This is a genomic window from Modestobacter marinus, assembly GCF_019799945.1.
Classification (GTDB): Bacteria; Actinomycetota; Actinomycetes; order Mycobacteriales; family Geodermatophilaceae; genus Modestobacter; species Modestobacter marinus_B.
The window spans coordinates 18,884-44,862 of sequence record NZ_JABGCH010000010.1 but is presented as its reverse complement, the minus strand read 5'-3'; the positions used below and the strand labels follow the sequence as shown (position 1 = coordinate 44,862).

24 protein-coding genes are annotated in these 25,979 nt (G+C 74.4%); 13 read left to right on the top strand and 11 right to left on the bottom strand.

Going from position 1 to position 25,979, the window contains the following annotated elements; all coding sequences use genetic code 11:
• Window positions 1-18 precede the first annotated feature (18 nt).
• Window positions 19-789: a type I methionyl aminopeptidase gene (gene map, locus HK417_RS11170; protein WP_222266369.1), complete on the top strand. Its 771-nt coding sequence runs from the start codon at window positions 19-21 to the stop codon at window positions 787-789.
• A 4-nt stretch (window positions 790-793) separates the two neighbouring features.
• On the opposite strand, the gene HK417_RS11165 is transcribed toward map, so the two are convergent.
• A complete protein-coding gene (locus HK417_RS11165) occupies window positions 794-1,945 on the bottom strand; it encodes a cystathionine gamma-synthase (protein WP_222266367.1) in 1,152 nt (383 codons plus the stop codon).
• On the bottom strand, window positions 1,942-3,336 hold the full coding sequence (locus HK417_RS11160; RefSeq protein WP_222266365.1) for a cystathionine beta-synthase: 1,395 nt from the start codon (window positions 3,334-3,336) through the stop codon (window positions 1,942-1,944). The genes HK417_RS11165 and HK417_RS11160 overlap by 4 nt, the downstream gene beginning before the upstream one ends.
• Before the next feature lie 222 nt (window positions 3,337-3,558).
• On the opposite strand from HK417_RS11160, the gene HK417_RS11155 reads away from it, so the two are divergent.
• From HK417_RS11155 to HK417_RS11140, 4 genes are all read left to right on the top strand, one after another.
• Window positions 3,559-4,260 carry a GAF and ANTAR domain-containing protein gene (locus HK417_RS11155; protein ID WP_222266363.1) on the top strand — a complete coding sequence of 234 codons (702 nt, stop codon included), beginning with the start codon at window positions 3,559-3,561 and terminating at the stop codon, window positions 4,258-4,260.
• Window positions 4,261-4,301: 41 nt separating this feature from the next.
• Window positions 4,302-5,312 (top strand): aldo/keto reductase, encoded by a 1,011-nt coding sequence (locus tag HK417_RS11150; protein ID WP_222266361.1) that lies wholly within the window; start codon window positions 4,302-4,304, stop codon window positions 5,310-5,312.
• 8 nt (window positions 5,313-5,320) lie between these two features.
• The gene (locus tag HK417_RS11145; RefSeq protein WP_222266358.1) at window positions 5,321-6,715 is read left to right on the top strand and encodes an FGGY family carbohydrate kinase; all 1,395 of its coding nucleotides are present in this window, start codon (window positions 5,321-5,323) and stop codon (window positions 6,713-6,715) included.
• A gap of 94 nt (window positions 6,716-6,809) precedes the next feature.
• Window positions 6,810-6,998 (top strand): hypothetical protein, encoded by a 189-nt coding sequence (locus HK417_RS11140; RefSeq protein WP_222266356.1) that lies wholly within the window; start codon window positions 6,810-6,812, stop codon window positions 6,996-6,998.
• Window positions 6,999-7,005: 7 nt separating this feature from the next.
• Here HK417_RS11140 and hisN read toward each other — a convergent pair whose 3' ends face one another.
• Both hisN and HK417_RS11130 read right to left on the bottom strand, forming a co-directional pair.
• Window positions 7,006-7,824: a histidinol-phosphatase gene (hisN, locus tag HK417_RS11135; protein WP_222266354.1), complete on the bottom strand. Its 819-nt coding sequence runs from the start codon at window positions 7,822-7,824 to the stop codon at window positions 7,006-7,008.
• Between the two features lie 116 nt (window positions 7,825-7,940).
• Window positions 7,941-8,123 (bottom strand): DUF2795 domain-containing protein, encoded by a 183-nt coding sequence (locus HK417_RS11130; RefSeq protein ID WP_222266352.1) that lies wholly within the window; start codon window positions 8,121-8,123, stop codon window positions 7,941-7,943.
• Between the two features lie 52 nt (window positions 8,124-8,175).
• On the opposite strand from HK417_RS11130, the gene HK417_RS11125 reads away from it, so the two are divergent.
• Together HK417_RS11125 and HK417_RS11120 are read left to right on the top strand one after the other, a co-directional pair.
• Window positions 8,176-8,712, top strand: a complete 537-nt coding sequence (locus tag HK417_RS11125; protein ID WP_222266350.1) for a DUF2087 domain-containing protein — start codon at window positions 8,176-8,178, stop codon at window positions 8,710-8,712.
• A gap of 97 nt (window positions 8,713-8,809) precedes the next feature.
• Complete coding sequence (locus HK417_RS11120; protein WP_222266348.1) at window positions 8,810-9,541, top strand: peptidase E; 732 nt, start codon at window positions 8,810-8,812, stop codon at window positions 9,539-9,541.
• 30 nt (window positions 9,542-9,571) lie between these two features.
• On the opposite strand, the gene rsgA is transcribed toward HK417_RS11120, so the two are convergent.
• From rsgA to HK417_RS11100, 4 genes are read right to left on the bottom strand one after another with little or no spacing between them, the layout of a single operon-like run.
• Window positions 9,572-10,588 carry a ribosome small subunit-dependent GTPase A gene (gene rsgA, locus HK417_RS11115; protein ID WP_222266346.1) on the bottom strand — a complete coding sequence of 339 codons (1,017 nt, stop codon included), beginning with the start codon at window positions 10,586-10,588 and terminating at the stop codon, window positions 9,572-9,574.
• Between the two features lie 16 nt (window positions 10,589-10,604).
• Window positions 10,605-11,885, bottom strand: a complete 1,281-nt coding sequence (gene aroA / locus HK417_RS11110; protein WP_222266344.1) for a 3-phosphoshikimate 1-carboxyvinyltransferase — start codon at window positions 11,883-11,885, stop codon at window positions 10,605-10,607.
• A gap of 23 nt (window positions 11,886-11,908) precedes the next feature.
• Window positions 11,909-12,349 (bottom strand): YdeI/OmpD-associated family protein, encoded by a 441-nt coding sequence (locus HK417_RS11105; RefSeq protein WP_222266343.1) that lies wholly within the window; start codon window positions 12,347-12,349, stop codon window positions 11,909-11,911.
• Window positions 12,350-12,383: 34 nt separating this feature from the next.
• The gene (locus HK417_RS11100) at window positions 12,384-13,841 is read right to left on the bottom strand and encodes an NAD-dependent succinate-semialdehyde dehydrogenase (RefSeq protein ID WP_222266341.1); all 1,458 of its coding nucleotides are present in this window, start codon (window positions 13,839-13,841) and stop codon (window positions 12,384-12,386) included.
• Window positions 13,842-13,989: 148 nt separating this feature from the next.
• On the opposite strand from HK417_RS11100, the gene HK417_RS11095 reads away from it, so the two are divergent.
• Together HK417_RS11095 and HK417_RS11090 are read left to right on the top strand one after the other, a co-directional pair.
• Window positions 13,990-14,736, top strand: a complete 747-nt coding sequence (locus HK417_RS11095) for an SOS response-associated peptidase (RefSeq protein WP_222266339.1) — start codon at window positions 13,990-13,992, stop codon at window positions 14,734-14,736.
• A 108-nt stretch (window positions 14,737-14,844) separates the two neighbouring features.
• Window positions 14,845-16,314, top strand: coding sequence for a fused MFS/spermidine synthase (locus tag HK417_RS11090; protein ID WP_308123513.1), 1,470 nt, complete (start codon window positions 14,845-14,847; stop codon window positions 16,312-16,314).
• Between the two features lie 810 nt (window positions 16,315-17,124).
• Here HK417_RS11090 and dapB read toward each other — a convergent pair.
• From dapB to HK417_RS11075, 3 genes are all read right to left on the bottom strand, one after another.
• Window positions 17,125-17,922, bottom strand: coding sequence for a 4-hydroxy-tetrahydrodipicolinate reductase (gene dapB / locus HK417_RS11085; RefSeq protein ID WP_222266337.1), 798 nt, complete (start codon window positions 17,920-17,922; stop codon window positions 17,125-17,127).
• A gap of 147 nt (window positions 17,923-18,069) precedes the next feature.
• The gene (ybaK, locus tag HK417_RS11080; RefSeq protein WP_222266335.1) at window positions 18,070-18,549 is read right to left on the bottom strand and encodes a Cys-tRNA(Pro) deacylase; all 480 of its coding nucleotides are present in this window, start codon (window positions 18,547-18,549) and stop codon (window positions 18,070-18,072) included.
• A 28-nt stretch (window positions 18,550-18,577) separates the two neighbouring features.
• Window positions 18,578-19,579, bottom strand: a complete 1,002-nt coding sequence (locus HK417_RS11075; RefSeq protein WP_222266333.1) for a LacI family DNA-binding transcriptional regulator — start codon at window positions 19,577-19,579, stop codon at window positions 18,578-18,580.
• A gap of 247 nt (window positions 19,580-19,826) precedes the next feature.
• Between HK417_RS11075 and HK417_RS11070 the strand changes: the two genes are divergently transcribed.
• The 4 genes from HK417_RS11070 (at window position 19,827) to HK417_RS11055 (ending at window position 25,932) form a co-directional block, all read left to right on the top strand.
• Window positions 19,827-20,810, top strand: a complete 984-nt coding sequence (locus HK417_RS11070; RefSeq protein ID WP_261326378.1) for a ribokinase — start codon at window positions 19,827-19,829, stop codon at window positions 20,808-20,810.
• Between the two features lie 53 nt (window positions 20,811-20,863).
• Window positions 20,864-21,913, top strand: a complete 1,050-nt coding sequence (locus tag HK417_RS11065) for a BMP family lipoprotein (RefSeq protein ID WP_222266331.1) — start codon at window positions 20,864-20,866, stop codon at window positions 21,911-21,913.
• Window positions 21,914-22,006: 93 nt separating this feature from the next.
• Complete coding sequence (locus HK417_RS11060) at window positions 22,007-24,991, top strand: ATP-binding cassette domain-containing protein (RefSeq protein ID WP_222266329.1); 2,985 nt, start codon at window positions 22,007-22,009, stop codon at window positions 24,989-24,991.
• Entirely contained in the window at window positions 24,988-25,932 is a 945-nt protein-coding gene (locus HK417_RS11055) for an ABC transporter permease (RefSeq protein WP_222266327.1), read from the top strand. The genes HK417_RS11060 and HK417_RS11055 overlap by 4 nt, the downstream gene beginning before the upstream one ends.
• Window positions 25,933-25,979: the final 47 nt, after the last annotated feature.

Here is a 25,979-nt window from a genome sequence, read left to right as displayed (position 1 = left end):
TCCTGGCAGAGTCGGGGCGTGATCGAGCTGCGCACACCCGGCGAGTTGGAGGCCATGCGCGCCGCGGGTGCGGTGGTGGCCGACATGCTGGCCGCCGTCCGGAACGCCGCGGCCCCCGGGGTCCGGCTGACCGAGCTGGACGAGGTGGCCCGCGCCGTCCTCGCCGACGCCGGTGCGACCTCCCCCTTCCTCGGCTACGCCCCGCAACCGACCACCCCGCCGTTCCCGGGTGTCGTCTGCCTGTCGGTCAACGACGTCGCGCTGCACGGCATCCCCACCTCGCGGGAGCTCGAGGACGGCGACCTGCTCAGCGTCGACGCCGGGGCCACCCTCGACGGCTGGGTCGGGGACTCGGCGACCACCTTCCCGGTCGGCACACCGCGGCCGGCGGACCTGGCGCTGGTCGACACCGCCGAGCGGGCGCTGCAGGCGGGGATCGCCGCGGCCGTGGTCGGCAACCGGGTCGGTGACGTCTCGGCGGCGATCGCGGCGGTCGGCCGGGCCGGGGGCTGCGGGATCAATACCGACCAGGGCGGTCACGGGGTGGGGCGGACGATGCACGAGGCGCCGCACGTCCCGAACGAGGGCCGCCCCGGGCGGGGCGTGCCGCTGCGCGCCGGGCTGGTGATCGCCATCGAGCCGTGGTTCCTGGCCGGCGGCGACGACGACTACCGGGTGGACGCCGACGGCTGGACGTTGCGCAGCGCCGACGGCAGCCGGGCGGCGCACGTCGAGCACACGGTCGCGGTCACGGCGGACGGCCCGCGCATCCTCACCGCCCCGCGTTGAAGGACTACCCGGTCTGAGCGAGGGCCTGCTCCAGGTCGGCGAGCAGGTCGTCGACGTCCTCGATGCCCACCGACAACCGCACCAGGTCGCCGGGCACCTCGAGCGGCGAGCCGGCGGCGCTCGCGTGGGTCATCCGGTGCGGGTGCTCGATGAGCGACTCCACCCCGCCCAGCGACTCGGCCAGGGTGAACAGCCGCGCCCGCTCGCACACCCGCAGCGCCGCCTCCTCGCCGTCCCGCAGCCGGAACGAGAGCATCCCGCCGAAGCCGGACATCTGCTTCGCGGCGATCTCGTGGTGCCGGTGCTGCGGCAGGCCCGGATAGAGGACGTCGCCCACCGCCGGGTGCTCGAGCAGCCACTCGGCGATCCGGGCGGCGTTGGCCGAGTGCCGGTCGATCCGGACGCCGAGGGTCTTCAGCCCGCGCAGCACCAGCCAGGCGTCCATCGGCCCGGCCACCGCCCCCATCGCGTTCTGGTGGTAGGCCAGCTGCTCGCCCAGCTCGGCGTCGGCGGTGACCAGCGCCCCGCCGACCACGTCGGAGTGCCCGCCCAGGTACTTGGTGGTCGAATGCACGACGACGTCGGCGCCCATGGTCAGCGGCCGCTGCAGGTAGGGCGAGGCGAACGTGTTGTCGACGACCAGCAGCGCGCCGGCGCCGTGCGCGACCTCGGCCAGCGCGGCGATGTCGGAGACGTTGAGCAGCGGGTTGGTCGGCGTCTCGCACCACACGACCCGCGTGGTCGGCCGGATCGCCGCCCGCAGCGCGTCGAGGTCGTTGAGGTCGACCGGCGTGTGCTCGACGCCCCACCGGGAGTACACCTTCGACACCAGCCGGAACGTGCCGCCGTAGGCGTCCCCGGGGAGGACGACGTGGCCACCGGGCGCGCAGACGGTGCGCAGCAGCGCGTCCTCCGCGGCCAGCCCGGAGGCGAACGCCAGCCCGGTGCTGCCCTCCTCCAGCGCGGCCAGCGCCTCCTGCAGCGCCGTGCGCGTGGGGTTGGCGCTGCGGCTGTACTCGTAGCCGCCGCGCAGGCCGCCCACGCCGTCCTGCTTGTAGGTGCTGGTCAGGTGCACCGGGACGACGACCGCCCCGGTCGTCGGGTCCGGCTCCTGGCCGGCGTGGATGGCGCGCGTGTTGAAGCCGGGCTGGGTCATGCCCCGACCGTAGGAGACAGGCCGACCAGGTGCCCGAGCACGTCCTGCCTCGTCACCACCCCGGCCGGCTTGCCGTCCACGTGCACGAGCAGCGCGTCGGCGGTGCCCAGCGCGCTGACCGCGGCGGTCACCGGCTCGCCGGAGCCGATGATCGGCAGCGGCGCGGACATGTGCCGCTCCACCGGGTCCGACAGGTTGGCCCGGCCGGCGAACAGCGCGTCGAGCAGCGTCCGCTCGGCGACCGAGCCGACCACCTCACCGGCGGTCACCGGCGGCTCGGCGCGCACCACCGGCAGCTGGCTCACCCCGTACTCGCGGAGGATGTCGATCGCGTCGCGCACCGTCTCGTTGGGGTGGGTGTGCACCAGCGCGGGGGTCCGCCCGGCCTTGGCGTCGAGCAGCTCGCCGACCGTCTCGCCGCCGGCGGCGGTCAGGAAGCCGTAGTCGGCCATCCACTCGTCGTTGAAGATCTTGTTCAGGTACCCGCGGCCGCCGTCGGGCAGCAGCACCACCAGGACGTCGTCCTTCGTCAGTCGCTCGGCGACCCGCAGGGCCGCGACGACGGCCATCCCGCAGGAGCCGCCGACCAGCATCCCCTCCTCGCGGGCCAGGCGGCGTGTCATCGCGAAGGAGTCGCCGTCGGAGACCGCGACGATCTCGTCGGCGACGGTCCGGTCGTAGGTCGCGGGCCAGAAGTCCTCGCCGACGCCCTCGACCAGGTAGGGCCGCCCGGTGCCGCCGGAGTAGACGGAGCCCTCGGGGTCCGCGCCGACGACGCGCACCCGCCCGCCCGAGACCTCCTTGAGGTAGCGCCCGACCCCGCTGATCGTCCCTCCGGTGCCGGCGCCGGTGACGAAGCAGGTGATCCGCCCGTCGGTCTGCGCCCAGATCTCCGGGCCGGTGGTCTCGTAGTGCGACCGCGGGTTGGCCGGGTTCGAGTACTGGTCGGGCTTCCAGCCGCCCGGGGTTTCGCGGGCCAGCCGGTCGGACACCGAGTAGTACGAGCGGGGGTCGGCCGGGTCGACGGCGGTGGGGCAGACGTGCACCTCGGCGCCGTAGGCCTTGAGCACGTTGATCTTCTCCTGGCCCACCTTGTCCGGGCACACGAAGATGCACCGGTACCCGCGCTGCTGGGCCACGATGGCCAGCCCGATGCCGGTGTTGCCGCTGGTCGGCTCGACGATGGTGCCGCCCGGGCGCAGCGCGCCGGCGGCCTCCGCGGCCTCGATCATCCGCAGCGCGATCCGGTCCTTCACCGAGCCGCCCGGGTTGAGGTACTCGACCTTGGCGAGGACCAGCGGCGCGTCGGGGCCCAGGTGCTCGGTGACGCGGCGGAGCCGCACCAGTGGGGTGTCACCGATCAGGTCGACGACGGACTCGGCGTACTGCACGGGATCTCCCTGGCGGACGTCGGGAGCCGGTGGCGGGGTGACGCGGCCGGCTGTGGACCTCATCCCATCAGACCGCGCCGCCGACGGCTGCGACGGTGCGGCGGGCACGCGAACCGGACCAGTTGATCGTTTACGGCGGATACGCTTTCTCCGCCGAGTTCGCGCTCGGGCGCGAGGCCGTCCACAGCACCGGCGGACCGTCGAGGGGAGGGTCATCAGGACATGAGCGAGGGTCTGGGCCGCCTGCACGCGGAGCTGGCCGGAGTGGTCCTGGTGGCCCGGGAGCTGCCGGACGTGCTCACCGAGGTCGTGGGCATCTCCCGGCGGGCGCTGCCCGGCGCAGAGGCCGTGTCGATCACGCTGATCCGTGAGGAGGACGCCTTCACCGCCGCGTTCGACGGGCAGATCGCCATGGACGCCGACGAGATGCAGTACGTGCGCGGCTACGGCCCCTGTCTGGACGCCGGGCGGGCCGGAGAGGTGTTCCTGATTGCGGACATGCGCGCCGAGGACCGCTGGCCGGACTACACCCAGCAGGCCGCGGAACGGGGCGTGGGCAGCTCGCTGTCGGTGCCGTTGCCCTTCCAGGGGGCGTCCATTGGGGCGCTGAACATCTACTCCTCCCGGGTGGGGGCGTTCCGCGACGCCGACGTCACGCTGGGGGAGGAGGTCGCCGGCTTCGTGGCGATCGCGGTGGCCAACGCCGAGGCCGCGGCCCGGGCGACGACCGACGCCGAGAACCTGCGCCGGGCGATGGTCTCCCGCGCGGTGATCGAGCAGGCCAAGGGCATCCTCATGGAGCGGTACAAGGTGACCGCGGAGCAGGCGTTCACCCTGCTCACCCACTCCTCGCAGCGCACCAACGTGAAGCTGCGGGACGTCGCCGAGCAGCTGGTCTCCACCGGGGCGCTGCCCGGCACCTGACCGGCTGGCGCCCGGTCGACCGCGGACGTCAGGATGCGGGCATGACGCGCAGCCTCCCGACCGTCCCCCGGCGCACCCTCGGCGGCCTGGAGGTGTCCGCCCTGGGCCTCGGCTGCATGGGCATGAGCCAGATGTACGGCGCCGCCGACCGCAGCGAGTCGCTGGCGACGATCCACCGCGCGCTGGACCTCGGCGTGACCTTCCTCGACACCTCCGACGTCTACGGCGAGGGGCACAACGAGGAGCTGGTCGGGGAGGCGATCGCCGGGCGCCGCGACGAGGTCCAGCTGGCCACCAAGTTCTCCCTCACGCACCGGGAGGGGGGCGGCATGACCATCGACGGCCGCCCCGAGAACGTGCGCGCGTGCGTGGAGGCGAGCCTGCGCCGCCTCGGCGTCGAGGTGATCGACCTGTACTACCAGCACCGGGTCGACCCGCGGGTGCCGATCGAGGACACCGTCGGCACGATGGCCGAGCTCGTGCAGCAGGGCAAGGTCCGGTACCTCGGGCTGTCCGAGGCCAGCGCGGCCTCGATCCGCCGGGCGGTCGCCGTCCACCCGATCGCCGCCCTGCAGAGCGAGTGGTCGCTGTGGACCCGGGACCTCGAGGGGGAGGTGCTCGGCGTCGCCCGGGAGCACGGCATCGGCATCGTGCCGTTCAGCCCGCTCGGCCGGGGTTTCCTCACCGGCGCGATCAACAGCCAGGACGACTTCGCCGAGGACGACTGGCGCCGCACGCACCCGCGCTTCACCGGCGAGGCGTTCACCGCGAACCTGCGGCTGGTCGACGCGGTCCGGGCGCTGGCCGAGGAGAAGGGGGTCACGCCGGGCCAGCTGGCGCTGGCCTGGGTCCTGGCGCAGGGGGAGGACGTCGTGCCCATCCCGGGCACCAAGCGGCGCAGCTACCTGGAGGAGAACGTGGGCGCGGCCGGCGTCGCGCTGACCGCCGAGGACCTGGCCCGGCTCGGCGAGATCGCCCCGCCCGGGGTCGCCGAGGGTGGCCGGTACGCCGACGCGTCCTACGCGTACGGGAACAGTCCCGAGCCGGCCTGAGCAGCGGCGTGGCCGAGCCCGTCGTCGTCGGTGCCGACCTCGGCACCAGCGGCCTGAAGGCCGCCGCGCTGGACTCCGACGGCGCGGTGGTCGCCGAGGCGGAGGCGCCGTACGTGGTCCAGCGGCCGCGGCCGAGCTGGGCGCAGACCGAGGTGGCGGTCTGGCTGCAGGCGCTGGACGGCGCGCTGGCCGAGCTGGCCGACCGGCTCGGCGGTCGCGAGGTGGCCGCCCTCGGGCTGTCCGGGCAGATGCACGGCGCGGTGCTGGTCGACGACGGGGGGACGGCGCTCGCCCCTGCCCTGCTGTGGCCGGACACCCGCGCCACCGCCCAGGTCGACCGGTGGCGGGCGCTGCCCGCCGCGGACCGCGCCGCCCTGGCCAACCCCCTCGTGCCTGGGATGACCGGCCCGCTGCTGGCCTGGGTCGCCGAGCACGAACCGCACCTGCTCGACCGGGCGGCCGCCGTGCTGCTGCCCAAGGACGCCGTCCGCGCGGGGCTGGTGCCCGGTGCGCCCCCGGGGGTCACCGACCGCAGCGACGCCTCGGCCACGCTGCTGTGGGACGTCCCCGCGGACCGCTGGTCCGTGGCCGCGGCGGCAGCCGGCGGTGTTCCGGGGCGTCTGCTCCCGGCGGTCCGCCCGGGCGCCGAGGTGGTCGGCACCGCGGTGACCCCGGTGGGGGAGGTGCCGGTCGTCGTGGGCGGCGCCGACACCCCGCTGGCGCTGCTCGCCGCCGGCACGCGCGTCGGGGTGCAGGTCAACCTCGGGTCCGGGGTGCAGCTCATCCGGCCGGGGGTGGCGCCGGCGCCGGTGCTGGACCCCGTCGTCCACTGCTACGCCGACGCCGGGGACGGCTGGTACGGCATGGCCGCGCTGCAGAACGGCGGCACCGCGTGGTCGTGGGTGCAGGAGGTGCTCGGGCTGGACTGGGCGGGCTTCGTCGGCAGCCTGTCGGCGGCCCGGCCGGGTGCGGGCGGCGCCGTCTTCACCCCCTTCCTCACCGGTGAGCGCGGCGGCGTCGCCGGCCCCTCGGCGCGCGGCGCGTGGACCGGGCTGACCGCCGACACCACCCGGGCGGACCTGGCTCGGGCCGCGCTGGAAGGGGTCGTGTTCGCGGTCGCCGCGGCCCGGCAGCTGCTGGGGCCGGTCGGGGAGGATCAGGTGGTGGTCACCGGCGGCGGTGCCCGCGACCCCGGGGTGCTGCAGCTGCTCGCCGACGTCCTCGGGGACCCCGTGCAGCACCTCGAGGTGCGCAGCGCGTCGGCGGCCGGTGCCGCGGAGCTCGCCGCCCGGGGGGTCGGGCGCGACGTCGTCCCGCGGCGGGTGGCCGGCCCGGTGGTGGAGCCCGCGCCGGAGCCCGGGCTCGCCGCGGCCCGGGACCGGTGGACCGCCGCGCTGGGATGAGGGCGCTCACCGCGCGGAACGTCTCGGCAACTGGCACCGTTGAGCGGAACGGACGGGGCCGGTGTGGCTCCTCGGAGAGGGAGGGAGGCGCGTCATGGCGTCGTCGCTGTTCAACAAGGTCGTCCAGTTCGCCAACAGCCCCAAGGGCCGGCAGGTGATCCGGCAGGCCACGGACAGGGCCCAGCAGATGGCGAAGGACCCGAAGACGCGTGCCCGCATCGACGACGTCCGGCGTCGGATGCAGGGCGGCCGCGGCGGCAGCGGGACCGGCCGCACCTACTGATCGCGGCTCAGTCCGACGGCGCTCGTCCCGTACGCGGGGCGAGCGCCGTCAGCACGTCGGGGTGCAGCACGCCGTTGCTGGCCACCGCGCTGCCCCCGGCCGGCCCCGGGGTGCCGGTCAGGTCGGTGAAGGCGCCCCCGGCCTCGCGCACGATCACGTCCAGCGCGGCGAGGTCCCACAGCGAGACCTCGGGCTCGCAGGCGATGTCCACCGCGCCCTCGGCCACCATCATGTAGCTCCAGAAGTCGCCGTAGGCGCGGGTGCGCCACACCGACCGGGTCAGGTCCAGGAAGCTGTCGAGGCGTCCCCGCTCCTCCCAGCCGGACAGGCTGGAGTAGGACAGGCTCGCGTCGGCGAGGGTGCCGACCTCCGACACCCGGCAGCGCGTGGCGTTCTCCAGCCGCCGGCCCGTCCACGCCCCCACGCCTGACGCCGCCCACCAGCGCCGGTTGAGCGCCGGCGCGGACACCAGGCCGACCACCGGCACGTCGCCGTCCAGCAGCGCGATGAGGGTCGCCCAGATCGGCACCCCGCGGACGAAGTTCTTGGTGCCGTCGATCGGGTCGATGACCCACCGGCGGTCGCCGCGGCCGGTGCTGCCGAACTCCTCGCCGAGCACCGCGTCGCGGGTGCGGGCGCGGGACAGGCTCGAGCGCAGCTGCTCCTCGACGGCGTGGTCCGCGTCGGTGACCGGGGTCAGGTCCGGCTTGGTGTCCACGCGCAGGTCCTGCGCGCGGAAGCGGTCCAGGCTGATCGAGTCGGCCTGGTCGGCCAGCACGTGCGCCAGGCGCATGTCCTCGTTGTAGCCCCGCTGCGCCGACGTCATGGCAGGCAACCTATCGGCCGGTGCCCCCCGCGCCCCGCCGACAGCTGGTGACGTGCGGGAACGGCCCCGGTGCGGGGGGCCGCGCCGAGCGGGCGAGGCGTGGGGGCAGGGGGTCCTCAGTCGAAGACGGCGGCGCTCACCCCGCTCGGTCCCTCGTACTCGCGGTCCTCGATCTTCTTCAGCGCGTCGAGGACGTCCTTGCCGCCGCCGTGGTCCTCGGCGTGCTTGACGATCTGCTCCTTCGTGGCCGGGTAGTCGATGCCCCCGAGGGCCTTCTGGATGTCGATGGGGCTCACCATGCGGCCCGGCGTACCCGCAGCCGCCCGACCGATGCACGGATACCGTCGGGCCGTGGACGCGGGGACGATCGTGGGGCTGCTGGCCGATCCGGTCCGGCTGCGGGTCGTCGCCGCGCTGGCGCTCGGCGCCGCGACGATCGAGGAGGTCGCGCAGGTCTCCGGGTTGTCGCTCAAGGAGGTCGCGCTCGCCGCGCGGCGGCTGGCCCGGGCCGGGCTGGTGCACCGCGACGGGCACCACCTGGCGCTGCACGCCGAGCGGTTCGGGGAGGCCGCCCGGGCCGCGGCGGCCAGCGCCCCGGCGGCGGAGCCGCTGTCCGAGGACCCGGCGCAGGACGCCGTCCTCCGGTCGTTCCTGCGCGCGGGCCGGCTGGTCTCCATCCCGGCCCAGCACAGCAAGCGGCGGGTGGTGCTGGAACACCTGGTGCACGTGTTCGAGCCCGGCGTCCGGTACCCGGAGCGGGAGGTCAACGCGCTGCTGGCAGCCTGGTACCCGGACGTGGCGGCCCTCCGCCGGTACCTGGTGGACGAGAGCCTGCTCTCCCGGGACGCCGGCGTGTACTGGCGCAGCGGTGGACACGTCTTCGTGTGACGGTGGCGGGAGCATCGCAGGGAGCGCCAGCGACCGACGAGCGGACCGCGGCCGGAACACGTCCAGTGTTGTCGACGCGTGATCGGGAGGCAGACGGGTGCGACGGCAGGTGTTCGCCTTCTCGGGGGTGCTCGAGCCGCGGGCCGGCGAGCGGGGCAACCGTCCGCTCGTCGAGCACGCGCTGGCGCTCGGGCGTGCCCGGCGGGTCGCCGAGGGGCCGGTCCGGCTCTGCTACCTGCCGACCGCGGTGGGGGACGACCCGGCGGCGGTCGCCGTCTACGCGCAGGTCTTCGGCGGCCGGCCGGACGTCGTCCTGACCTCGCTGCGGCTGTTCCCCCGGCCCAGCGTCCCCGACCTGCGGACCCACCTGCTCCAGCAGGACGTCGTCTTCGTTGAGGGCGGCAGCGTGGTCAACCTGATGGCGGTCTGGCGGGCGCACGGCGTGCCCGCGGTGCTGCGGGAGTGCTGGGAGGCCGGGATCGTGCTCGTCGGCCAGGGGGAGGGCTCGCTGTGCTGGCACGCGGGCGGGCCGACCGACGCGTGGTCCGCCGGGCTCGCGCCGTTCACCGAGGGCCTGCGCCTGCTGCCGCACAGCAACGGCGTGCACGACGACCGCACCACCCAGCCCCGCCGGGAGGTCTACCGCCGGCTGGTCGCCGAGTCGGTGCTGCCGCCCGGTTACGCCACCGAGGACGGCGTCGGGCTGCACTACATCGGCACCGAGCTGGCCGAGGCGGTGACCGTCCGGCCGGGTGCCCGCGCCTGGCGGGTGCGCGCGGACGGCGACGGCGGCTGGACCGAGCGCCCGGTGGCCGCGCGCGTCGTGTGAAGCAGGACTGAGGGTGGGCGGGGTCGTTTCCTAGTGTCCGGGGCCGAGCTGGCCTACCGCGCCGATGAGCCGGCGGAGGCTGTCCAGCCGCTCGCGGCCGGCCGGGGGGCCGGCGGCGGCCCACGCGTCCAGCGCGCACTCCGGGTCCTCGGCGCCGTGCCCGCAGCCGGGCGGGCAGTCGACGGCGGCCTCGGCGAGGTCGTCGAAGGCCTGGAGCACGTCGTCGGCGGTCACGTGGGCCAGCCCGAACGACCGGATACCGGGCGTGTCGATGACCGTGCCACCCCCGGGCAGGTCCAGCAGCACCACCGAGGACGACGTGTGCCGGCCCTTGCCGATCTTGCTGACGTCCCCGGTGGCCCGGAAGGCGTCGGGCACCAGCCGGTTCACCAAGGTCGACTTGCCGACTCCGGACTGCCCGACCAGCACGCTCATCCGCCCGGAGATCCGGACCAGCAGCTCGTCCAGCGGCGTCTCGCGCGACATCGGCACCGCCTCGACCTCGAGGCCGGCGTAGCGGTCCAGCAGCGGCTGCGGGCTGGCCAAGTCGGTCTTGGTCAGGCAGAGCAGCGGCTGGAGGCCACCGGCGTAGGCGGCGACCAGGCACCGGTCCAGGAAGCCCAGCGCCGGCTCGGGGTCGGCCACCGCCGTGACGACGACGAGCTGGTCGGCGTTGGCCACCACGATCCGCTCGGTGGGGTCGGTGTCGTCGGCGGTGCGGCGCAGCGACGTCACCCGGTCCTCGATGACGACGATCCGGGCGAGGGTGTCCGGCCGTCCGGAGGAGTCGCCGACCAGCCGCACCCGGTCACCGACGACCACACCGTGCTTGCCCAGCTCGCGGGCGCGCATCGCGGTGACCTCGACCGGGGCGCCGTCGGGGCCCTCGACCCGCACCTGCATCCGGCCGCGGTCCACCGCCACCACGAGCCCCGGGACGGCGTCGGTGTGCGCCGGCCGGGTGCGGGTGCGCGGCCGTGAGCCGCGCCGGCTGGGCCGGACCCGGATGTCGTCCTCGTCCGAGCGGCTGTCGTGCCGGCGGCTCATGCGGGGTCCCGGGGCGTCAGCGGTCCGCCCCGACCTGCTGGCCCAGCAGCTGCGTCCACCGGTCGACGAAGTCCGGCATCGTCTTGCCCACCGCGCCCGGGTCCTCGGCCTCGACGCCCTCGACGGCCAGCCCGAGCACCGCCGCCGCGTGCACCATGCGGTGGTCGGCGTAGGAGCCCAGCCGGGCCGGCCGCCCCGGACCGGGCTCGATCTCCAGCCCGTCGGGCAGTTGCCGGACCCGCGCGCCGACCGCGGTGAGCACCTCGTCGAGCGCCTGCAGCCGGTCGGTCTCGTGCCCGCGCAGGTGCGCGATGCCGGTGAGCCGGGACGGCCCGTCGGCGAGCGCGCACAGCGCGGCGAGCACGGGGGTGAGCTCACCGACCTCGCCGAGGTCGGCCACCAGGGGCGCGATCCGCGCACCGCCGGTGACCCGCAGGCCCTCGGCCGTGCGGGTCACCTCGGCGCCCATCGCGGTGAGCAGCCCGTCGAGCTGCGCGCCGGGCTGTGTGGTGTCGGTGGGCCAGTCCCGGACGGTGACCCGCCCGCCGGACACCAGCGCCGCCGCGAGGAAGGGGGCGGCGTTGGAGAGGTCGGGTTCCAGGACACGGTCCACGGCGGCGATCGGCCCGGGGGCCACCCGCCAGCCCCCGTCGGTGGGGACGACGTCCACCCCGTGCTCGGCCAGCGCCGTGACGGTCATCTCCACGTGCGGCATCGAGGGCAGCTCCCCGGCCACCCGCAGGTACAGGCCCTCGGCGAACCGGGGCGCGGCCAGCAGGAGACCGGAGACCACTTGGCTGGACTCGCTCGCGTCGACGGTCACCGCGCCGCCGCGCACCGCGCCGGTGCCGTGCACGGTGAACGGGGCCCGCCCGCGACCGCCGTCGTCGACCTGCACGCCGAGCGCGCGCAGCCCGGCGATCAGCCCCGCGTTGGGCCGGTCGTGCAGCCGCGGGTCGCCGTCGAGCCGGACCGGGCCGGTCGCCAGCGCCGCCACCGGGGGCAGGAAGCGCAGCACCGTGCCCGCGAGACCGGCGTCGACCTCGGCCGGCCCGCGCAGCTCGCCGGGGGTGACCAGCCAGTCGTCCCCGTCATCGGCGACGCCCACGCCGAGCGCGCGCAGCCCGGCGGCCATCAGCTCGGTGTCCCGCGCGCGCAGCGGCCGGGCCAGCCGGCTCGGCCCGTCGGCCAGGGCGGCGAGCACGAGGGCGCGCGCGGTCAGCGACTTGGAGCCGGGCAGGGAGACGACGGCGTCCAGCGGCGAGCCGCGGTGCGGCGTCGTCCAGACCTCGACCATGGGCTCCATCCTGCCCTGCCGGGTCAGCCCTCCCGCAGCGTGGCGACGGCGGCGGCCACCCGCCGGGCCCGGGTGGCCTCGGCCTTGGCGCCCTCGACGGCCAGCACGTGCCGGCGCTGGTTGCTGTAGGAGAGGGCGTCGAAGCGGCGGCGTGCCTCGGGCTCGGCGTCCAGCGCCGCGGTCAGGTCGGCGGGCACCTCCACGACCCGCGGTGCCTCGTCGAGCTCGACGTCCACCTCGACGGTGTCCCCGGCCGCCACCCCGGCCGCCGTGCGGTGCTCGGCGGCCAGCGGCAGCCAGTAGCTGCCGGCCATCGGCGCGACGGTGCTGCGGTAGGTGTGCCCGCCCACCGACACCGTCACCGGGGGCCGCTTGCCGGCACCCAGCGCCGTGACGACCTCGGCGGGGACCTCCAGACCCGTCGCCGTCTTGCCGCCCAGCACCACCGTCGTGGAGAACCTCATGGCCGGAGAGGATGGCAGCACCGGGCGACCGGAGTCACCCGCCCGCGGGCTTGTCGGCCTTCTTCGCCGGCAGCGTGCGCACCAGTCGGCGGTTGGCGAACTCGAACATGCCCAGCTCGGACAGCTCCCGGCCGTAGCCGGAGCGCTTCACCCCGCCGAAGGGCAGCTCGGGCGAGGAGCCGGAGGGCTGGTTGATCCAGACCATGCCGGACTCGATGCGCTCGGCGACCGAGCGGGCCCGGTCCAGGTCGCTCGAGTACACGACCGCGGACAGGCCGTACTCGCTGTCGTTGGCCAGCCGGACGGCCTCCTCCTCGTCGGCCGCCCGGTGCACGACCGCGGCGGGCCCGAAGAGCTCCTCGGAGTAGGCGCGCATGTCCGGGGTGACGTCGGCCAGCAGCGTGGCCTCGACGAAGGCGCCCGGGCGGTCGGGGCGGCCGCCGCCGGCGAGCACGGTGGCACCCTTGTCGACCGCGTCCTGGACCTGCGCCACGAGCTCCTGCGCGGCGCGCTCGGAGGAGAGCGGGCCGAGGGTGGTCGACGGATCCGCCGGGTCGCCGGGGGTGAAGCCGGAGAACGCCTGCTGCAGGCCGCCCACGACCTGGTCGTAGACCTCGTCGAGCACGATGAACCGCTTGGCCGCGATGCAGGCCTGCCCGGTGTTGGCCATCCGGCCCATCGTGGCGGCCTTGACGGTGCGACCGACGTCTTGGGCGTCGAGCACGACGAACGGGTCGCTGCCGCCGAGCTCCAGCACGGACTTCTTCAGGTGCCGGCCGGCGATCTCCGCGACGCTGGCCCCGGCCCGCTCGCTGCCGGTGAGGGTCACGCCCCGCACGTGCCGGTGCGCGATCACCCGCCCGACGTCGGGGATCCGCAGGAACACGTTCGTGTAGACCCCCTCGGGCGCCCCGGCGTCGCGGAACAGCTGCTCGAGCGCGAGGGCGCACTGCGGGTTCAGCTCTGCGTGCTTGAGCAGGACCGTGTTGCCCAGCACCAGGTTCGGGCCGGCCACCCGGACCACCTGGTACAGCGGGTAGTTCCACGGCTCGATGGCCAGCAGCACGCCGAGCGGCTCGTTCACGACGACGGCCTCGCCCTGCATCACGTCGATCGGCCTCGGCGCGAGGAAGCCCGGGCCCTTGGTCGCGTAGTACTCGAGGATGGCGGCGGCCAGCTGCACCTCACCGGCGGCCTCCTTGATCCGCTTGCCCATCTCCCGGGTGATGAGCGCGGCGAGGTCGCCCTGCCGCTCGCGCATCAGGTCCGCGGCCCGCTGGACGACGGCCGCCCGCTCCTCGACCGGCCGGCGGCGCCACTCACCGAAGGCCGCGTGCGCCCGCTCCACGACGCCGTCGACCGCGTCGGTCTCCAGGAACGGGAACTCCCGCTCGGTCTCCCCGGTGTAGGGGTTCACCGTCGCGTAGGGGCGGGCGCCGGCGTCGCCGGCGGTCTCGGGCTGCCCGCTCGCGGGCTCCTGCGTGCTGGTCACCTCGTCGTGCCTCCGTCGGCTGGTCGTCGTCGGCTCCCGTCCTACCCCTCCTCGGGAGCGCACGCGAGGGAGCGGCGACTGTCGGTCCCCCCACCTAGGCTCGGGGATCACGGGACCGGGCACCGGCCCGCCCGGGGAGGGAGCAGCCGTGTGTGGTCGGTACGCCGCCAGCCGCCGTCCCGAGGACCTCACGGTCGAGTTCGAGGCGGTGCCCGCCGAGGGGCAGTCCCCGCTGCCGGCCGACTACAACGTCGCGCCGACGAAGGACGTGTACGTGGTGCGGCACAAGAAGGAGCGGGACGCCGAGGGCGCGCTCACCGGCGGCGGGCACCGGGAGCTGCGGGCCGTCCGCTGGGGGCTGGTGCCCTCCTGGGCCAAGGACGCCTCGATCGGCAACCGGCTGCTCAACGCCCGGGTCGAGTCGCTCACCGAGAAGCCCGCCTTCCGCACGGCGGCCGCCACCCGGCGCTGCCTAGTCCCCGCCGACGGCTGGTACGAGTGGGCGCCGCACCAGGACCGGCCGGGGAAGCAGCCGTACTACGTCACGCCCGAGGACGGGTCCGGGCTGGCCTTCGCCGGCCTCTGGGAGGTCTGGGGGAGGGGTGAGGACCGGCTCTACACGTGCACGGTGGTCACCGCGCCCGCCGTCGGTGCCCTCACCGAGGTGCACCCGCGGATGCCGCTGGTGCTGCCCCGCGACCGGTGGGCCGAGTGGCTGGACCCGGAGCGGCAGGAGGTCGCCGAGCTGGCCACCCCCACCCCGCCGGAGTACGTCGAGCGGCTGGAGATCCGGCCGGTCGGCCCGGCGGTGGGCAACGTGGCCAACAACGGGCCGCAGCTGACCGCCCGCCTGGAGTCGGTGAGCGCGCCGGCCGACCAGCCCGCGTTGTTCTGAGCCCCGCCCGACCCCGAGCGACGAGGTGACCCGCTGACCACCGAGACGCCGCGCCCGTCCGCCGCGCCGCCGCACCCCGACCCGGCTCCGCGGGCGCTGCCCGGGTGGGTGGCGGCCGCGGTCACCTTCCTCGCCTCCGGGACCGTCCTGGTGCTCGAGGTGGTCGGCCTGCGTCTGATCGCCCCCTACGTCGGGGTGACCCTGCAGACCAGCACGGCGGTGATCGGCTGCGCGCTGGCCGCCATCGCGCTCGGGGCCTGGGCCGGCGGCACCACCGCCGACCGCAGCGACCCGCGGCGGCTGATCGCGCCGCTGCTGGTCGGCGGCGGCGCGCTGGTCGTCGCCGTCGTCCCGGTGGTGCGGTTCGCCGGTGCGCTGCTCACCGGCGCCCAGGCCGGGAACGTGCTGCTGCTGGCCTTCGTCGCCGTCGGCGTCCCGGCCGCGCTGCTGTCGGCCGTGCCGCCGATGGTGGTCAAGCTGCAGCTGAGCAGCCTGGCCGAGACCGGGTCGGTGGTCGGCCGGCTGTCCGGGATCGGCACGCTCGGCGGGATCGTGGCCACCTTCGCGACCGGGTTCGTGCTGGTCGCGGTGCTGCCGAGCAGCGTGATCCTGGTCGGCGCGGGGGTGCTCGTCGTCCTGGTCGGGGTGGCCCTCGCGGTGCTGCTGCGGCGCCGCGCGCCCGGCGCCGCCGGCCGGCTGCCGGTCGGCCTGCTGGTCCTCGCCCTGGCCGCGCCGGCGCTCGCCGTCGTCGCACCCACCCCGTGCGAGCAGGAGACGGCCTACCACTGCGCCCGGGTCGACGCTGATCCCGGGCGGGACAGCGGCCGGGTGCTCCGGCTGGACACGCTGCGCCACTCCTACGTCGACCTCGCCGACCCGACGTACCTGGAGTTCGAGTACGTCCGCGCGGTCGCCGCGGTCACCGACGCGCTGGCCCCGGCGGGCGAGCCGCTGTCGGCCCTGCACGTGGGCGGCGGCGGGCTGACGCTGCCGCGGTACCTGGCCGAGGTCCGCCCGGGCACGGTGAGCCGGGTGCTCGAGGTCGACCCCGGCGTGGTCGCGGTCGACGAGGAGGAGCTGGGCCTGCGGACCTCCCCGGCCCTGGAGGTGCGGGTCGGCGACGCGCGGGTCGGGCTGCTGGACGAGCCGGCGGGGGAGCGGGACCTCGTGGTCGGCGACGCCTTCGGCGGCCTGTCGGTGCCCTGGCAGCTGACGACCACCGAGGCCCTCGAGCTGGTCGACGCCGCGCTCACCGCGGACGGCGTGTACGCGGTCAACCTCATCGACCACCCGCCGCTGGACTTCGTCCGCGCCAAGCTGGCCACCATGCGCGCGGTGTTCACCCACGTCGTGCTGCTGGCGCGCGCGCCGGTGGTCGCGCGGCAGGACGGCGGCAACGTGGTGGCCGTCGCCTCGCAGCGGCCGCTGCCGGCCGCGGCGATAGCCGCGGGCCTGGCCGACCGGCGGCTCGCCTGGCAGGTGGTGGAGGGCGGCGAGCTGGACCGGTTCGTCGGCGACGCCGCCGTCCTCACCGACGACTTCGCCCCGGTCGACCAGCTGCTCACGCCCTACGGCTGAGACCTGCCCTGCGGATCATCGTGTGCCGTCACTGCTGCCGGTGTCCTCGAGCGGGCCACCTCCGGGGCTCAGCCGTTCGCACACCGTTGCCGGGTGAGGCGCAGGCCCGACGATGACGCAGTGCCGCGACCGCGACCGCGACGCTTCGCGCGTGGTGCGCACCGGCGCCGCGTGTGGATCGGGCCGAGCCTCGCCGGCATCACCGGTCTGATGGCCCTGGGCGATGATCCTCGGTGGCGCAGCGCGTCACTGGCCGTCGTCGCTGCTGCTCTCGTCGGTCAGGTCGTCTACGCGAGGCGACGCTGGCCAAAGCCTGAGCGGCCTCCTTCGGGACACATGGAGACGCGGCGTTCCCGCGGGAACGTGTGAGCGTCTCGCATCCCGCAGCACCTTGTTCTCGGGTTGCTCGTGGACTGGACGTCGGCCGGGTCGCGGGCGAGCTCCGTGTCGGACGTTCCCGCGGGAACGTCTTTCCGGCTGTCGCCCCAAGCCGCCCATTCTGGGCGACCGGCCCTATATGTATCTACCGGACACTGGCAAGGGTGCGAGTCACCTACGACGCAGAAGCCGACGCCGCCTACATCTCGCTCACTGACAGGCCGTCGGGCTGAACGACTGGTGGTTCGGCGGCGTCCTGCTCACGGGTCTTGCTCTCGTGATGATCGGCCGCTCCATCAAGGCCAGGAGATCCTGGCCGCGCAGCGATACGTGAGGCATATGTCCCAGTGCGGCCTTTGAGTGCTGGGTGCGGGATGTGTTCAGTTCGGCCAGCTCACCGTCACCCCCCGCCCGGCGGCGATGTGGACCGGCCTACTCAAACAGCAGTGAGCCCAGTCCACGACGGACGCCGGGCGTCTCGGCCACCCGGCGGATGGCCAGCATGGTGCCGCCGACGTAGGGATCCGGGGTCTCGCCGGTGTCGTGCCGCATGACCAGCCGCTCGCCGGTGCCGCCGAAGACGATCTCGGTGCTGACCGCGAAGCTGGGAAGCCGGACGGAGTGGACGCGGCTACCGGCCACCTCCGCGCCGCGCGCCTCGGGCGGGCCGTACAGCTCCGCCAGCGGGACCGCGGAGATCGGCGTGCGTACCGCGCCGAGGGTCTCGGCGAGTTCCCGGGCGGTGCCGCTGGGCACGTCGGGCTTTCCGGCGCTGGCATAGTCGATGATCTCCCAACGGTGGAGGTGCGCGACTGCGCGCATCGCTGCCTGCTGCAGCACGGCGGCCTGGATGGAGAAGTTGCCGGCGGCGATCACGCCGACGCCCTGGTCGCGGGCGAGTCGGTCCAGCTCTGTGTAGTCGTCGGCGGTCAGACCGCTGGAGCCGATGACCGTGTGCACGCCGGCGCGCACGGCGGTCCAGACATTGCTCTTGACCGCGGCGGCGCTGGTGTAGTCGACCAGCACATCGACCTCGCCGGCGTCGAGAGCGTCGGCGACGGTGGCGTGGACCTTCCCGTCGCTGGTCGACGTCGTGACCAACGACAGCCTCTGCCCGGCGGCGGACCGGGACACCCCCGCGGTCAGGGTCAGGTCATCGGCGGCGTCGATGGCGGCCAGGATGGGGGGTGCAGTCCAGCCGGTCACACCGGCGAAGCAAACCCGGGTCACGGGCGAACCCTACGGTCAGCGCGCGGCCCCCGCTTCCGATGTCCAAACGGGTGGGCAGGCGCTCCGACGGTGTCTCCAAGGCCGCCTTCAGGGACGGGGCGGTGAGGCACGAGATCCACAGGGCAGACCCTGAGGTGCGGGGTCCCGTCAGCTACGGGCGATCGGCGCGGTCCGGGCCCGGGTGAGCCGCACCAGGTCGGCCGGGTCGAGCTCCACCTGCAGCCCCCGGCGCCCGGCGCTGATCAGCACCGTCGGGAAGCCGAGCGCGGACTCGTCGACGACGGTCGGCAGAGCCTTGCGCTGGCCCAGCGGGCTGATCCCGCCGCGCACGTAGCCGGTGGCGCGCTCCGCGTCGGCCGGTTCGGCCATCGCGGCCCGGCGCCCGCCGGCGGCCGCGGCGAGCGCCTTGAGGTCCAGCTGGGCGCTCACCGGGACGACGGCGACGGTGAGCGCCCCGTCCACCCGGGTGACCAGCGTCTTGAACACCCGGGCCGGGTCGGCGCCCAGCGCGGCGACGGCGACCTCGCCGTAGCCGTGCCCTCCGGCGCCGTCGGCCGGGTCGTACTCGTGCAGGGAGAAGGACGCCCGGGCCCGTTCGAGGGCCCGTACCGCCGGGGTCGCCGCCACGGCCGAGGAACCTAGCCCAGTCGGCACCTCAGACGCCGGTGGACTCCCGGACCACGATGTCCGGCGCGAAGATGCTCTTCCGCGCCGGCAGGCTGCCGTCCTCCCGGCGGCCGTCGAGCAGCCGCACCGCCTCGCGGGCCATCGAGTCGATGGGCTGGTGGACCGACGTCAGCCGCGGCACGGTCAGCTGGCCCATGCTCGAGTCGTCGTAGCTGACCAGCTTGACGTCCCGCGGGACCTCGACGCCGGCCGCGCGCAGGGTGGTCAGCAGGGACACCGCGATGACGTCGGCGCCGCACACGATCGCGTCCGGGAGCGGCCCGTCGTCCAGGAGGGTCCGGGCCGCCTCCCGCCCCCACTCGGCGCTGAACTCACCGAGCAGGAACCCGCGGTCGGGGGCGACGCCGTCCGCGGCGAACCGGCGGAAGGCGCGGAGGCGCTCGTCGGCGGTGCTCGTGGTGGGCCGGGCGCCGATGTAGGCGAACGTCCGGCAGCCGCGCTCCCGCAGGTGCTCAACGCACTGCCGGACGCCTTCGTCGTTGTCCCCGCCGACGAAGTCGGTCCCCGCGGCCTCGGCGATGCGGTCGAACTGGGTCACCGCCACCTCCGCGGCCGCCGCCCGGAGGGCCGGCACGGAGTCGTGCGCCGAGACGGGGACGACGATCAGCCCGTCCACCCGACGGCCGACGAGCAGGTCGACGCGGGCGGCCTCGGTGGCGACGGTGTCCCGGGAGTCGCACAGGATCAGCGACCGGTCGGTCTCGGCCAGCACCTGCTCCACCGCCTCGACGGCCGCGACGAAGTACGGGTTGCTGATCGAGGGGACGACCATCCCGATGGTGTCGGTCCGCTGGGTCCGCAGCGCGCGGGCGAACACGTTGGCGCTGTACCCCAGCTCCCGGCTCGCCTTGAGCACGCGGCGCGCCATCTCGGGGTTGACCGACGGATGACCGGCGAGCGCGCGGGACGCGGTGGCGGGGGAGACGTGGGCCGCGGCGGCGACGTCCCGCACGGTGATGCTCCTGCCCATCGGCTCCTCCTCCCCTAGGAAATCGATTCCTGAACGGGCGCACTGTAGCCGCCGCCACGGGCTCCGTCACTGGTCTGACGGCCGGCAGGCGCGGCTCCTCCAGTCGGGTGGGGGGGGGCAGGTGAGCCGTTACCGGACCGCAATCAAGCCGAGGAGATGTGATGGTTGACACCGGCGGCGGCACCGGCTTACATGCCCTCTCGACTGAGAAATCGATTCCCCGTCCCCGAGACCTGAGGGTGTGGCAATGACGCCAACGCAGGTGGACGTTGCCGTGGTCGGCAGCGTCAACATCGACCTGGTCGCCTCCGTGGCGCGGCTCCCGCAGCCCGGCGAGACCGTGTCCGCGGACGACTTCGCCCAGTTCCCGGGCGGCAAGGGCAGCAACCAGGCCGTGGCGGCGGCCCGCCTCGGGCGTCGCGTCGCCTTCGTGGGGCTGATCGGTGACGACGCCGCGGCCGGCGAGGTGCGGGCGGCGCTGGAGCGCGTGTCCGTCGACGTCACCCACCTGCAGACCGAGCCCGGGACGCCGACCGGCCGGGCGCTGGTGGTGGTCGACGAGGCCGCCGAGAACACGATCATCGTGGTCGGCGGCGCCAACATGCGGCTGACCCCCGCGCACGTCGAGGCAGCCGGCGACGTGGTGCGCGGCGCCCGGGTGGTGGTGGCCCAGCTGGAGATCCCGGTCGAGACGGTCACGGCCGCGGCCCGGCTCTCCGGGGGCAGGTTCCTGCTCAACCCGGCGCCCGCGCGGGAGCTCCCCGCCGAGCTGATGGAGCGCGTGGACGTCCTGGTCCTCAACGAGACCGAGTACGAGGTCGTCGCGGGCCACCCGCTGCCGGACGACCCGGCGGACCTCGGCGCCCGGCTCGCGTCCTCGGGCTGGCAGTGCACCGTCGTGGTCACCCTCGGTGCCCGCGGCTGCCTGGTGTGGGACGGCGGCGAGGTCGCCCACGTCCCAGCCCCCGTCGTCCCCGTGGTGGACACCACCGGTGCGGGCGACACGTTCATCGGTGCCCTCGCCGACGCGCTCAGCCGGGACGAGCCGCCGCTGACCGCGGCGCGCTGGGCCGTGCACGCCGCGTCGAAGTCGGTGGGCGCGCTCGGGGCGACGACCGCCATGCCCGACCGGGCGGCCGTCCTCGCCGCGATGGCGAGCGCCGCCGACGGCGCCTCCGCCGAGCCCGAGGGCTCCCTCCCCAGCGAGGAGGCCCCCGCCGAGCAGCGATGACGACCCGGACCGGAACGAAGCAGCAGTTCCAGACACGTGCAAAGGAGCACAGCATGAAGAAGCAGCGCATGATGGGCGGCCTCGCGGCGGCGGTCGTCGTCGCCCTCAGCCTCACGGCGTGCGGCGGCGGGGACGACGCGGGCAGCGGGGGGAGCGCGTCGGGCGGTGGCTCGGACACGCCCGCGGTCGCCAACGTCATCAACGGGCCGCTGGGCGACCAGGGGTTCTTCGACGACGCAGCCCGCGGCATGGCCGAGATCGAGAAGGCCGGCAGCAAGATCCAGAACATCCAGGCGGACGCCAACAACCCGGCCCAGTGGAAGTCGAACCTGGAGTCGGTGTCCGGCGGTGACTGGGACCTGGTGATCACCGGGACGTCGCAGATGGTCGACATCCTCACCGAGACCGCGCCGCAGTACCCCGACCAGGACTACGTCCTCTACGACAGCGTGGTCGAGGCCCCGAACGTCGCCTCGATCGTCTACAAGCAGAACGAGGGCTCGTACCTGGCCGGCGTCCTGGCGGCGCAGGCGACCACCAACACCGAGGCGTTCCCGCTCTCCAGCGGGAGCAAGAAGGTCGGCCTGGTCGGCGGGATGGACATCCCGATCATCAACGACTTCGTCGAGGGCTACAGGAAGGGCGTCGAGACGGTCGACCCCACGATCGAGGTCCTCGTCTCCTACGTCGGTGACTTCACCGACTCGAACAAGGGCTTCGACCAGGCCACCGCCATGTACGAGCAGGGCGCCGACGTGGTGTTCCAGGTGGCCGGTGGTGCCGGGATCGGTGTCCTGAAGGCGGCGGAGGAGTCGAACAAGTACGCCATCGGCGTCGACTCCAACCAGAACGGCCTGCACCCGGGCCACGTCCTGGCCTCGATGCTGAAGAACATCGGCGTCTCGCTGGAGTCGGCCGTCGAGGACTACAAGGCCGGTGAGCTCGCCTTCGGGGAGACCACCGAGTACGGCCTGTCGAACGACGGTGTGAGCCTCACCTTCGAGGACAACGGCGACACCGTGCCGCAGGAGATCCAGGACCAGATCAAGGACTACGCCCAGAAGGTCATCGACGGCGAGATCCAGGTCCCGACGGCGCTCTGACGCCCGGCGGGGTGCCGGCCGGCCGCCGTGGCCGGCCGGCACCTCCCTCGCTCGACGCACACCGACGTGCTCGCCCCCGAAGGAAGACGCCTCATGGCCACACCGCTCCTCGAGCTCCGGCACATCACCAAGGCCTTCGGGCCGAAGGTGGCCAACGACGACATCTCGCTGTCGGTCCAGCCCGGGCGCATCCATGCCCTCGTGGGCGAGAACGGCGCCGGCAAGACGACGCTGATGACCATGATCGCCGGCACGGCGCAGCCGGACGCCGGGCAGATCATGTTCGACGGCGCCGAGGTCTCCATCACCAGCCCGAAGAAGGCTGCGGAGCTGGGGATCGGCATGGTGCACCAGCACTTCAAGCTGATCCCGTCGCTCAGCGTGGCCGAGAACGTCTTCCTCGGCCGCGAGCTGCGCACCGCGCGGGGCACCGTGGACACCAGCCGCATGGAGCGCGAGGTGGCCGCGCTCAGTGCGCAGTTCGGCCTGGAGATCGACCCCCGGGCGAAGGTCGCGTCGCTGTCGGTGGGCCTGCGTCAGCGGGTCGAGGTGCTCAAGGCGCTCAGCCACGACACCCGGCTGCTCATCCTGGACGAGCCCACCGCCGTGCTGACCCCGGGCGAGACCGACGACCTGTTCGTCGTCGTCCGGTCGCTGGCCGAGAAGGGCTGCGCGGTCCTGTTCATCTCGCACAAGCTCGGCGAGGTGCTCGCGATCGCCGACGAGGTGACCGTGATCCGCGACGGCCGGGTCATCGACACCCTGCCGGCGGCCGGGCTCTCCCAGACCGACATCGCGCAGATGATGGTGGGCCGCGAGGTGCTGCTGCGCATCGCGCACACCCCCGCGCGCCCCGGCGCCCCGGTGCTCGAGGTCGACGGCCTCACCGTGGTGGACGAGCGCGGGGTCACCGTGCTCGACGACCTGTCGCTGACCGTCCGGTCGGGCGAGATCGTCGGGATCGCCGGCGTCGAGGGCAACGGCCAGTCCGAGCTCGCGGCCGCGATCGCCGGCATGCAGGCCGTCGACGGCGGCCGGGTCGCCCTGGCCGGGAGGGACATCACCTCCGCGAGCGTCGCCAGCCGCCGCGCCGCCGGCCTGGCCTACATCCCCGAGGACCGCGACTTCGTGGGCTCCGGCCCGGCGCTCTCGGTCACCGAGAACGTCATCCCCACCCATCTCACCCCGCCGGTGGCCCGCCGCGGCTGGGTCAGCGGGCGCGCCGCGGACGCCTTCGCCGGGCGCCTGATCAAGGAGTTCGACGTCCGCGGGGCGGGTCCGTCGACGCCGATCGGCACCCTGTCCGGCGGCAACGTGCAGAAGGTGATCATCGCTCGGGAGTTCGCCAGCGACCCGACGCTGCTGATGGTCAGCCAGCCCACGCGCGGCGTGGACGTCGGCGCGATGGAGTTCGTCCACAACGCGATCGTGTCCCGCCGGGACCAGGGCAGCGGCGTGCTGCTGCTGTCCGCGGACCTCAACGAGGTCATGTCGCTGTCCGACCGCCTGCTGGTGATGTACCGCGGCGAGATCATCGCCGAGTTCACCCAGGAGACGATGAGCGAGGCCGCGGTCGGCCTCGCGATGGCGGGCGTACGGCCCAGCGCCGAGGAGGTCCGCGAGGCCGAGGCGAGCCACGAGCAGGTCGCCGCCCTGGTCTCCACCCACGAGGAGGTCGCGGGCGAGCAGGTCGAGGAGCGGGTGCTGGCCGCCGCGGCCGAGGTGCGCCCCGCCGGTGCCGACGACGCGCCGGCCGCGCCGCCGGCGGTCCCGGTACGCCCCGACGACGACGTGGCGGCGCCGCAGGAGGGCTGGCAGGCCAAGCTCAGGCGGGGTGCCCTCACGGCGCTGCGCGGGTCGGTGCAGCCCCTGGTGGCCGTGGCGATCGCGCTGCTCATCGGCGCCGGCGTGATCCTCGCCCTGGGCGAGAACCCGCTGGCCGCCTACGACCAGCTCTTCTTCTCCAGCCTCCGCCGCCCGCAGGGCGTCGGTGCGCTCATCGCCCAGTTCATCCCGCTCGCCGTGCTCTCGGCGGCGGTGATCATCAGCTTCCGCGCCGGCTTCTTCAACATCGGTGGCGAGGGCCAGCTGTTCGTCGGCGCCTTCACCGGCGCCTGGGTGGCGTTCACCTTCACCTCGCTGCCGGGGCCGGTGCTGATCGTGCTGACCCTGCTCGGCGGCATGGTCGGCGGTCTGGTCTGGGGCTTCATCCCCGGTGCGCTGCTCGCGCTGTGGCGGGTGGACATCATCGTCACCACGCTGATGATGAGCACGATCGGCATCCTGCTCACCGGTTACCTGGTCACCGGGCCGTTCCAGGACCCCACCGCGGGGCTGGCGGGCTCGCCCAAGGTGGCCCCGCAGGCGCGGTTCACCATGTTCGACCCGCAGTTCGGCGTCGGGATGGACCTCGTGATCGCGATCGTCGCGGTGGTCGCCCTCGGGTTGATCCTCACCCGCTCGGTGTGGGGCCTGCGGGTCCGCCAGCTCGGTGAGATGAACCGCTTCGCGGAGTACACCGGGGTCAGCCCGCGCGCGATGAGCGTCCAGGTCATGGCGCTCTCGGGTGCGGTGTCCGGCCTCGCCGGCGCGATCTTCGTGCTCGGTCCCAACGGCGGCCGGTTCCTGCTGACGTTCTCGCCGGGGTACGGCTTCCTGGGCATCACGGTGGCCCTGCTGGCCCGGCTCAACCCCTGGGCCGCGGTCCTCGCCGCTGCCTTCTACGCCGACATGATGGCCGGCTCGAACGCCATGCAGATCAACACGTCGGTTCCCTTCCCGCTGGTCAACGTGCTGCAGGGCATCATCATCCTGCTCATCACCGCAGTGTTCGTGGTCGACCGGCGCACCCGGCAGCGGGTGCTGGCGCTGCTGCCGCTCCGCCGTCCGGGCGCCACCGCCGCGGCGACCGCGCCCGTCGTCCTGGCCACCGAGGCCGAGGAGAGCACCCCCCTGGCGCCGGCCGGCCGGTCCGGTCCCGACGCGACGCCGCCACCACCGTCGGGCACAGCCGCGCACGGCGCGACGGCGGTCCCGGTCCGCACCGACACCACCGAGTCCCGCGAGGACGTGCGATGAACGCCCTGGAGCAGATCCTCACGGCCGGCACGCTGTTCGTCATCCTGATGAAGGTGGCGCCGCTGCTGCTGGCCGCCATCGGCGGCGCCTTCACCCAGCAGGGGAACATCCTCAACATCGGCCTCGAGGGCATGATGCTCATCGGCGCCTTCACCGCGATCTCCGTGGGCTCAGCGTTCGACAGCGCCCTGGTGGGCGTGGTGGCCGCCGTGCTCGCGGGGCTGGCCCTGTCGCTGGTCTACGCGGCGGGCACGCTCTGGCTCAAGGCGGACTTCATCGTCGTCGGCATCGGTGTCAACCTGCTGGCCGCGGGGCTGAGCGTCTTCCTCCTGCAGGTGCTCTACGGCAACCCCGGCGTGACCCCGCCGTCGGCGAACATCACGCTGCCGCGCATCTCCCTCGGCCCGCTGGCCGACGTGCCGGTGCTCGGCACGGCGCTGAACAACCAGACCGCCCTGGTCTGGCTGGCGCTGCTCAGCGTGCCGCTCGCGTCGCTGGTGCTGTACCGGACGCGGTACGGCGTGCACCTGCGCGCCGTGGGTGAGGACGCCGACGCGGCCGCCGCGGCGGGCATCCGGGTCACCCGGGTCAAGGCGCAGAGCATCCTCATCTCCGGGGTGCTGTGCGGTGCGGCCGGCGCCCAGCTCGCCATGGCGACCCTGGGCAGCTTCACAGCGGACATGACCTCGGGCCGCGGGTTCATCGCCGTCGCCGCGCTCACCTTCGGGCTGGCCCGCCCGGTCCGGACGATGGTGGCCGCGTTCATCTTCGGCGCGGCCGACGCGGTGGCCGACCAGCTCGGCATCGCCGGGTTCAACTCCAACCTGGCGCTGATGACCCCCTACGTCATCACGATCCTGGCCCTGGTGGTCGCGGGCATCCAGTTCCGCCGCATCCGGGGGGCAAGGGCGTCGGCGACACCGACGCCGCAGGTCGCCTGACCGCCCCACCCCGACAGCTCACCACCGCCGCGCGACGCGGCGGAGAC

Excerpts from the sequence above, each read along its gene's own strand:
- HK417_RS11165 (WP_222266367.1), bottom strand. The coding sequence starts at position 1,945 with ATGACCCAGCCCGGCTTCAACACGCGCGCCATCCACGCCGGCCAGGAG.
- HK417_RS11155 (WP_222266363.1), top strand. The coding sequence starts at position 3,559 with ATGAGCGAGGGTCTGGGCCGCCTGCACGCGGAGCTGGCCGGAGTGGTC.
- HK417_RS11150 (WP_222266361.1), top strand. The coding sequence starts at position 4,302 with ATGACGCGCAGCCTCCCGACCGTCCCCCGGCGCACCCTCGGCGGCCTG.
- HK417_RS11140 (WP_222266356.1), top strand. The coding sequence starts at position 6,810 with ATGGCGTCGTCGCTGTTCAACAAGGTCGTCCAGTTCGCCAACAGCCCC.
- hisN (WP_222266354.1), bottom strand. The coding sequence starts at position 7,824 with ATGACGTCGGCGCAGCGGGGCTACAACGAGGACATGCGCCTGGCGCAC.
- HK417_RS11130 (WP_222266352.1), bottom strand. The coding sequence starts at position 8,123 with ATGGTGAGCCCCATCGACATCCAGAAGGCCCTCGGGGGCATCGACTAC.
- rsgA (WP_222266346.1), bottom strand. The coding sequence starts at position 10,588 with ATGAGCCGCCGGCACGACAGCCGCTCGGACGAGGACGACATCCGGGTC.
- aroA (WP_222266344.1), bottom strand. The coding sequence starts at position 11,885 with ATGGTCGAGGTCTGGACGACGCCGCACCGCGGCTCGCCGCTGGACGCC.
- HK417_RS11105 (WP_222266343.1), bottom strand. The coding sequence starts at position 12,349 with ATGAGGTTCTCCACGACGGTGGTGCTGGGCGGCAAGACGGCGACGGGT.
- HK417_RS11075 (WP_222266333.1), bottom strand. The coding sequence starts at position 19,579 with ATGGGCAGGAGCATCACCGTGCGGGACGTCGCCGCCGCGGCCCACGTC.
- HK417_RS11070 (WP_261326378.1), top strand. The coding sequence starts at position 19,827 with ATGACGCCAACGCAGGTGGACGTTGCCGTGGTCGGCAGCGTCAACATC.
- HK417_RS11065 (WP_222266331.1), top strand. The coding sequence starts at position 20,864 with ATGAAGAAGCAGCGCATGATGGGCGGCCTCGCGGCGGCGGTCGTCGTC.
- HK417_RS11060 (WP_222266329.1), top strand. The coding sequence starts at position 22,007 with ATGGCCACACCGCTCCTCGAGCTCCGGCACATCACCAAGGCCTTCGGG.
- HK417_RS11055 (WP_222266327.1), top strand. The coding sequence starts at position 24,988 with ATGAACGCCCTGGAGCAGATCCTCACGGCCGGCACGCTGTTCGTCATC.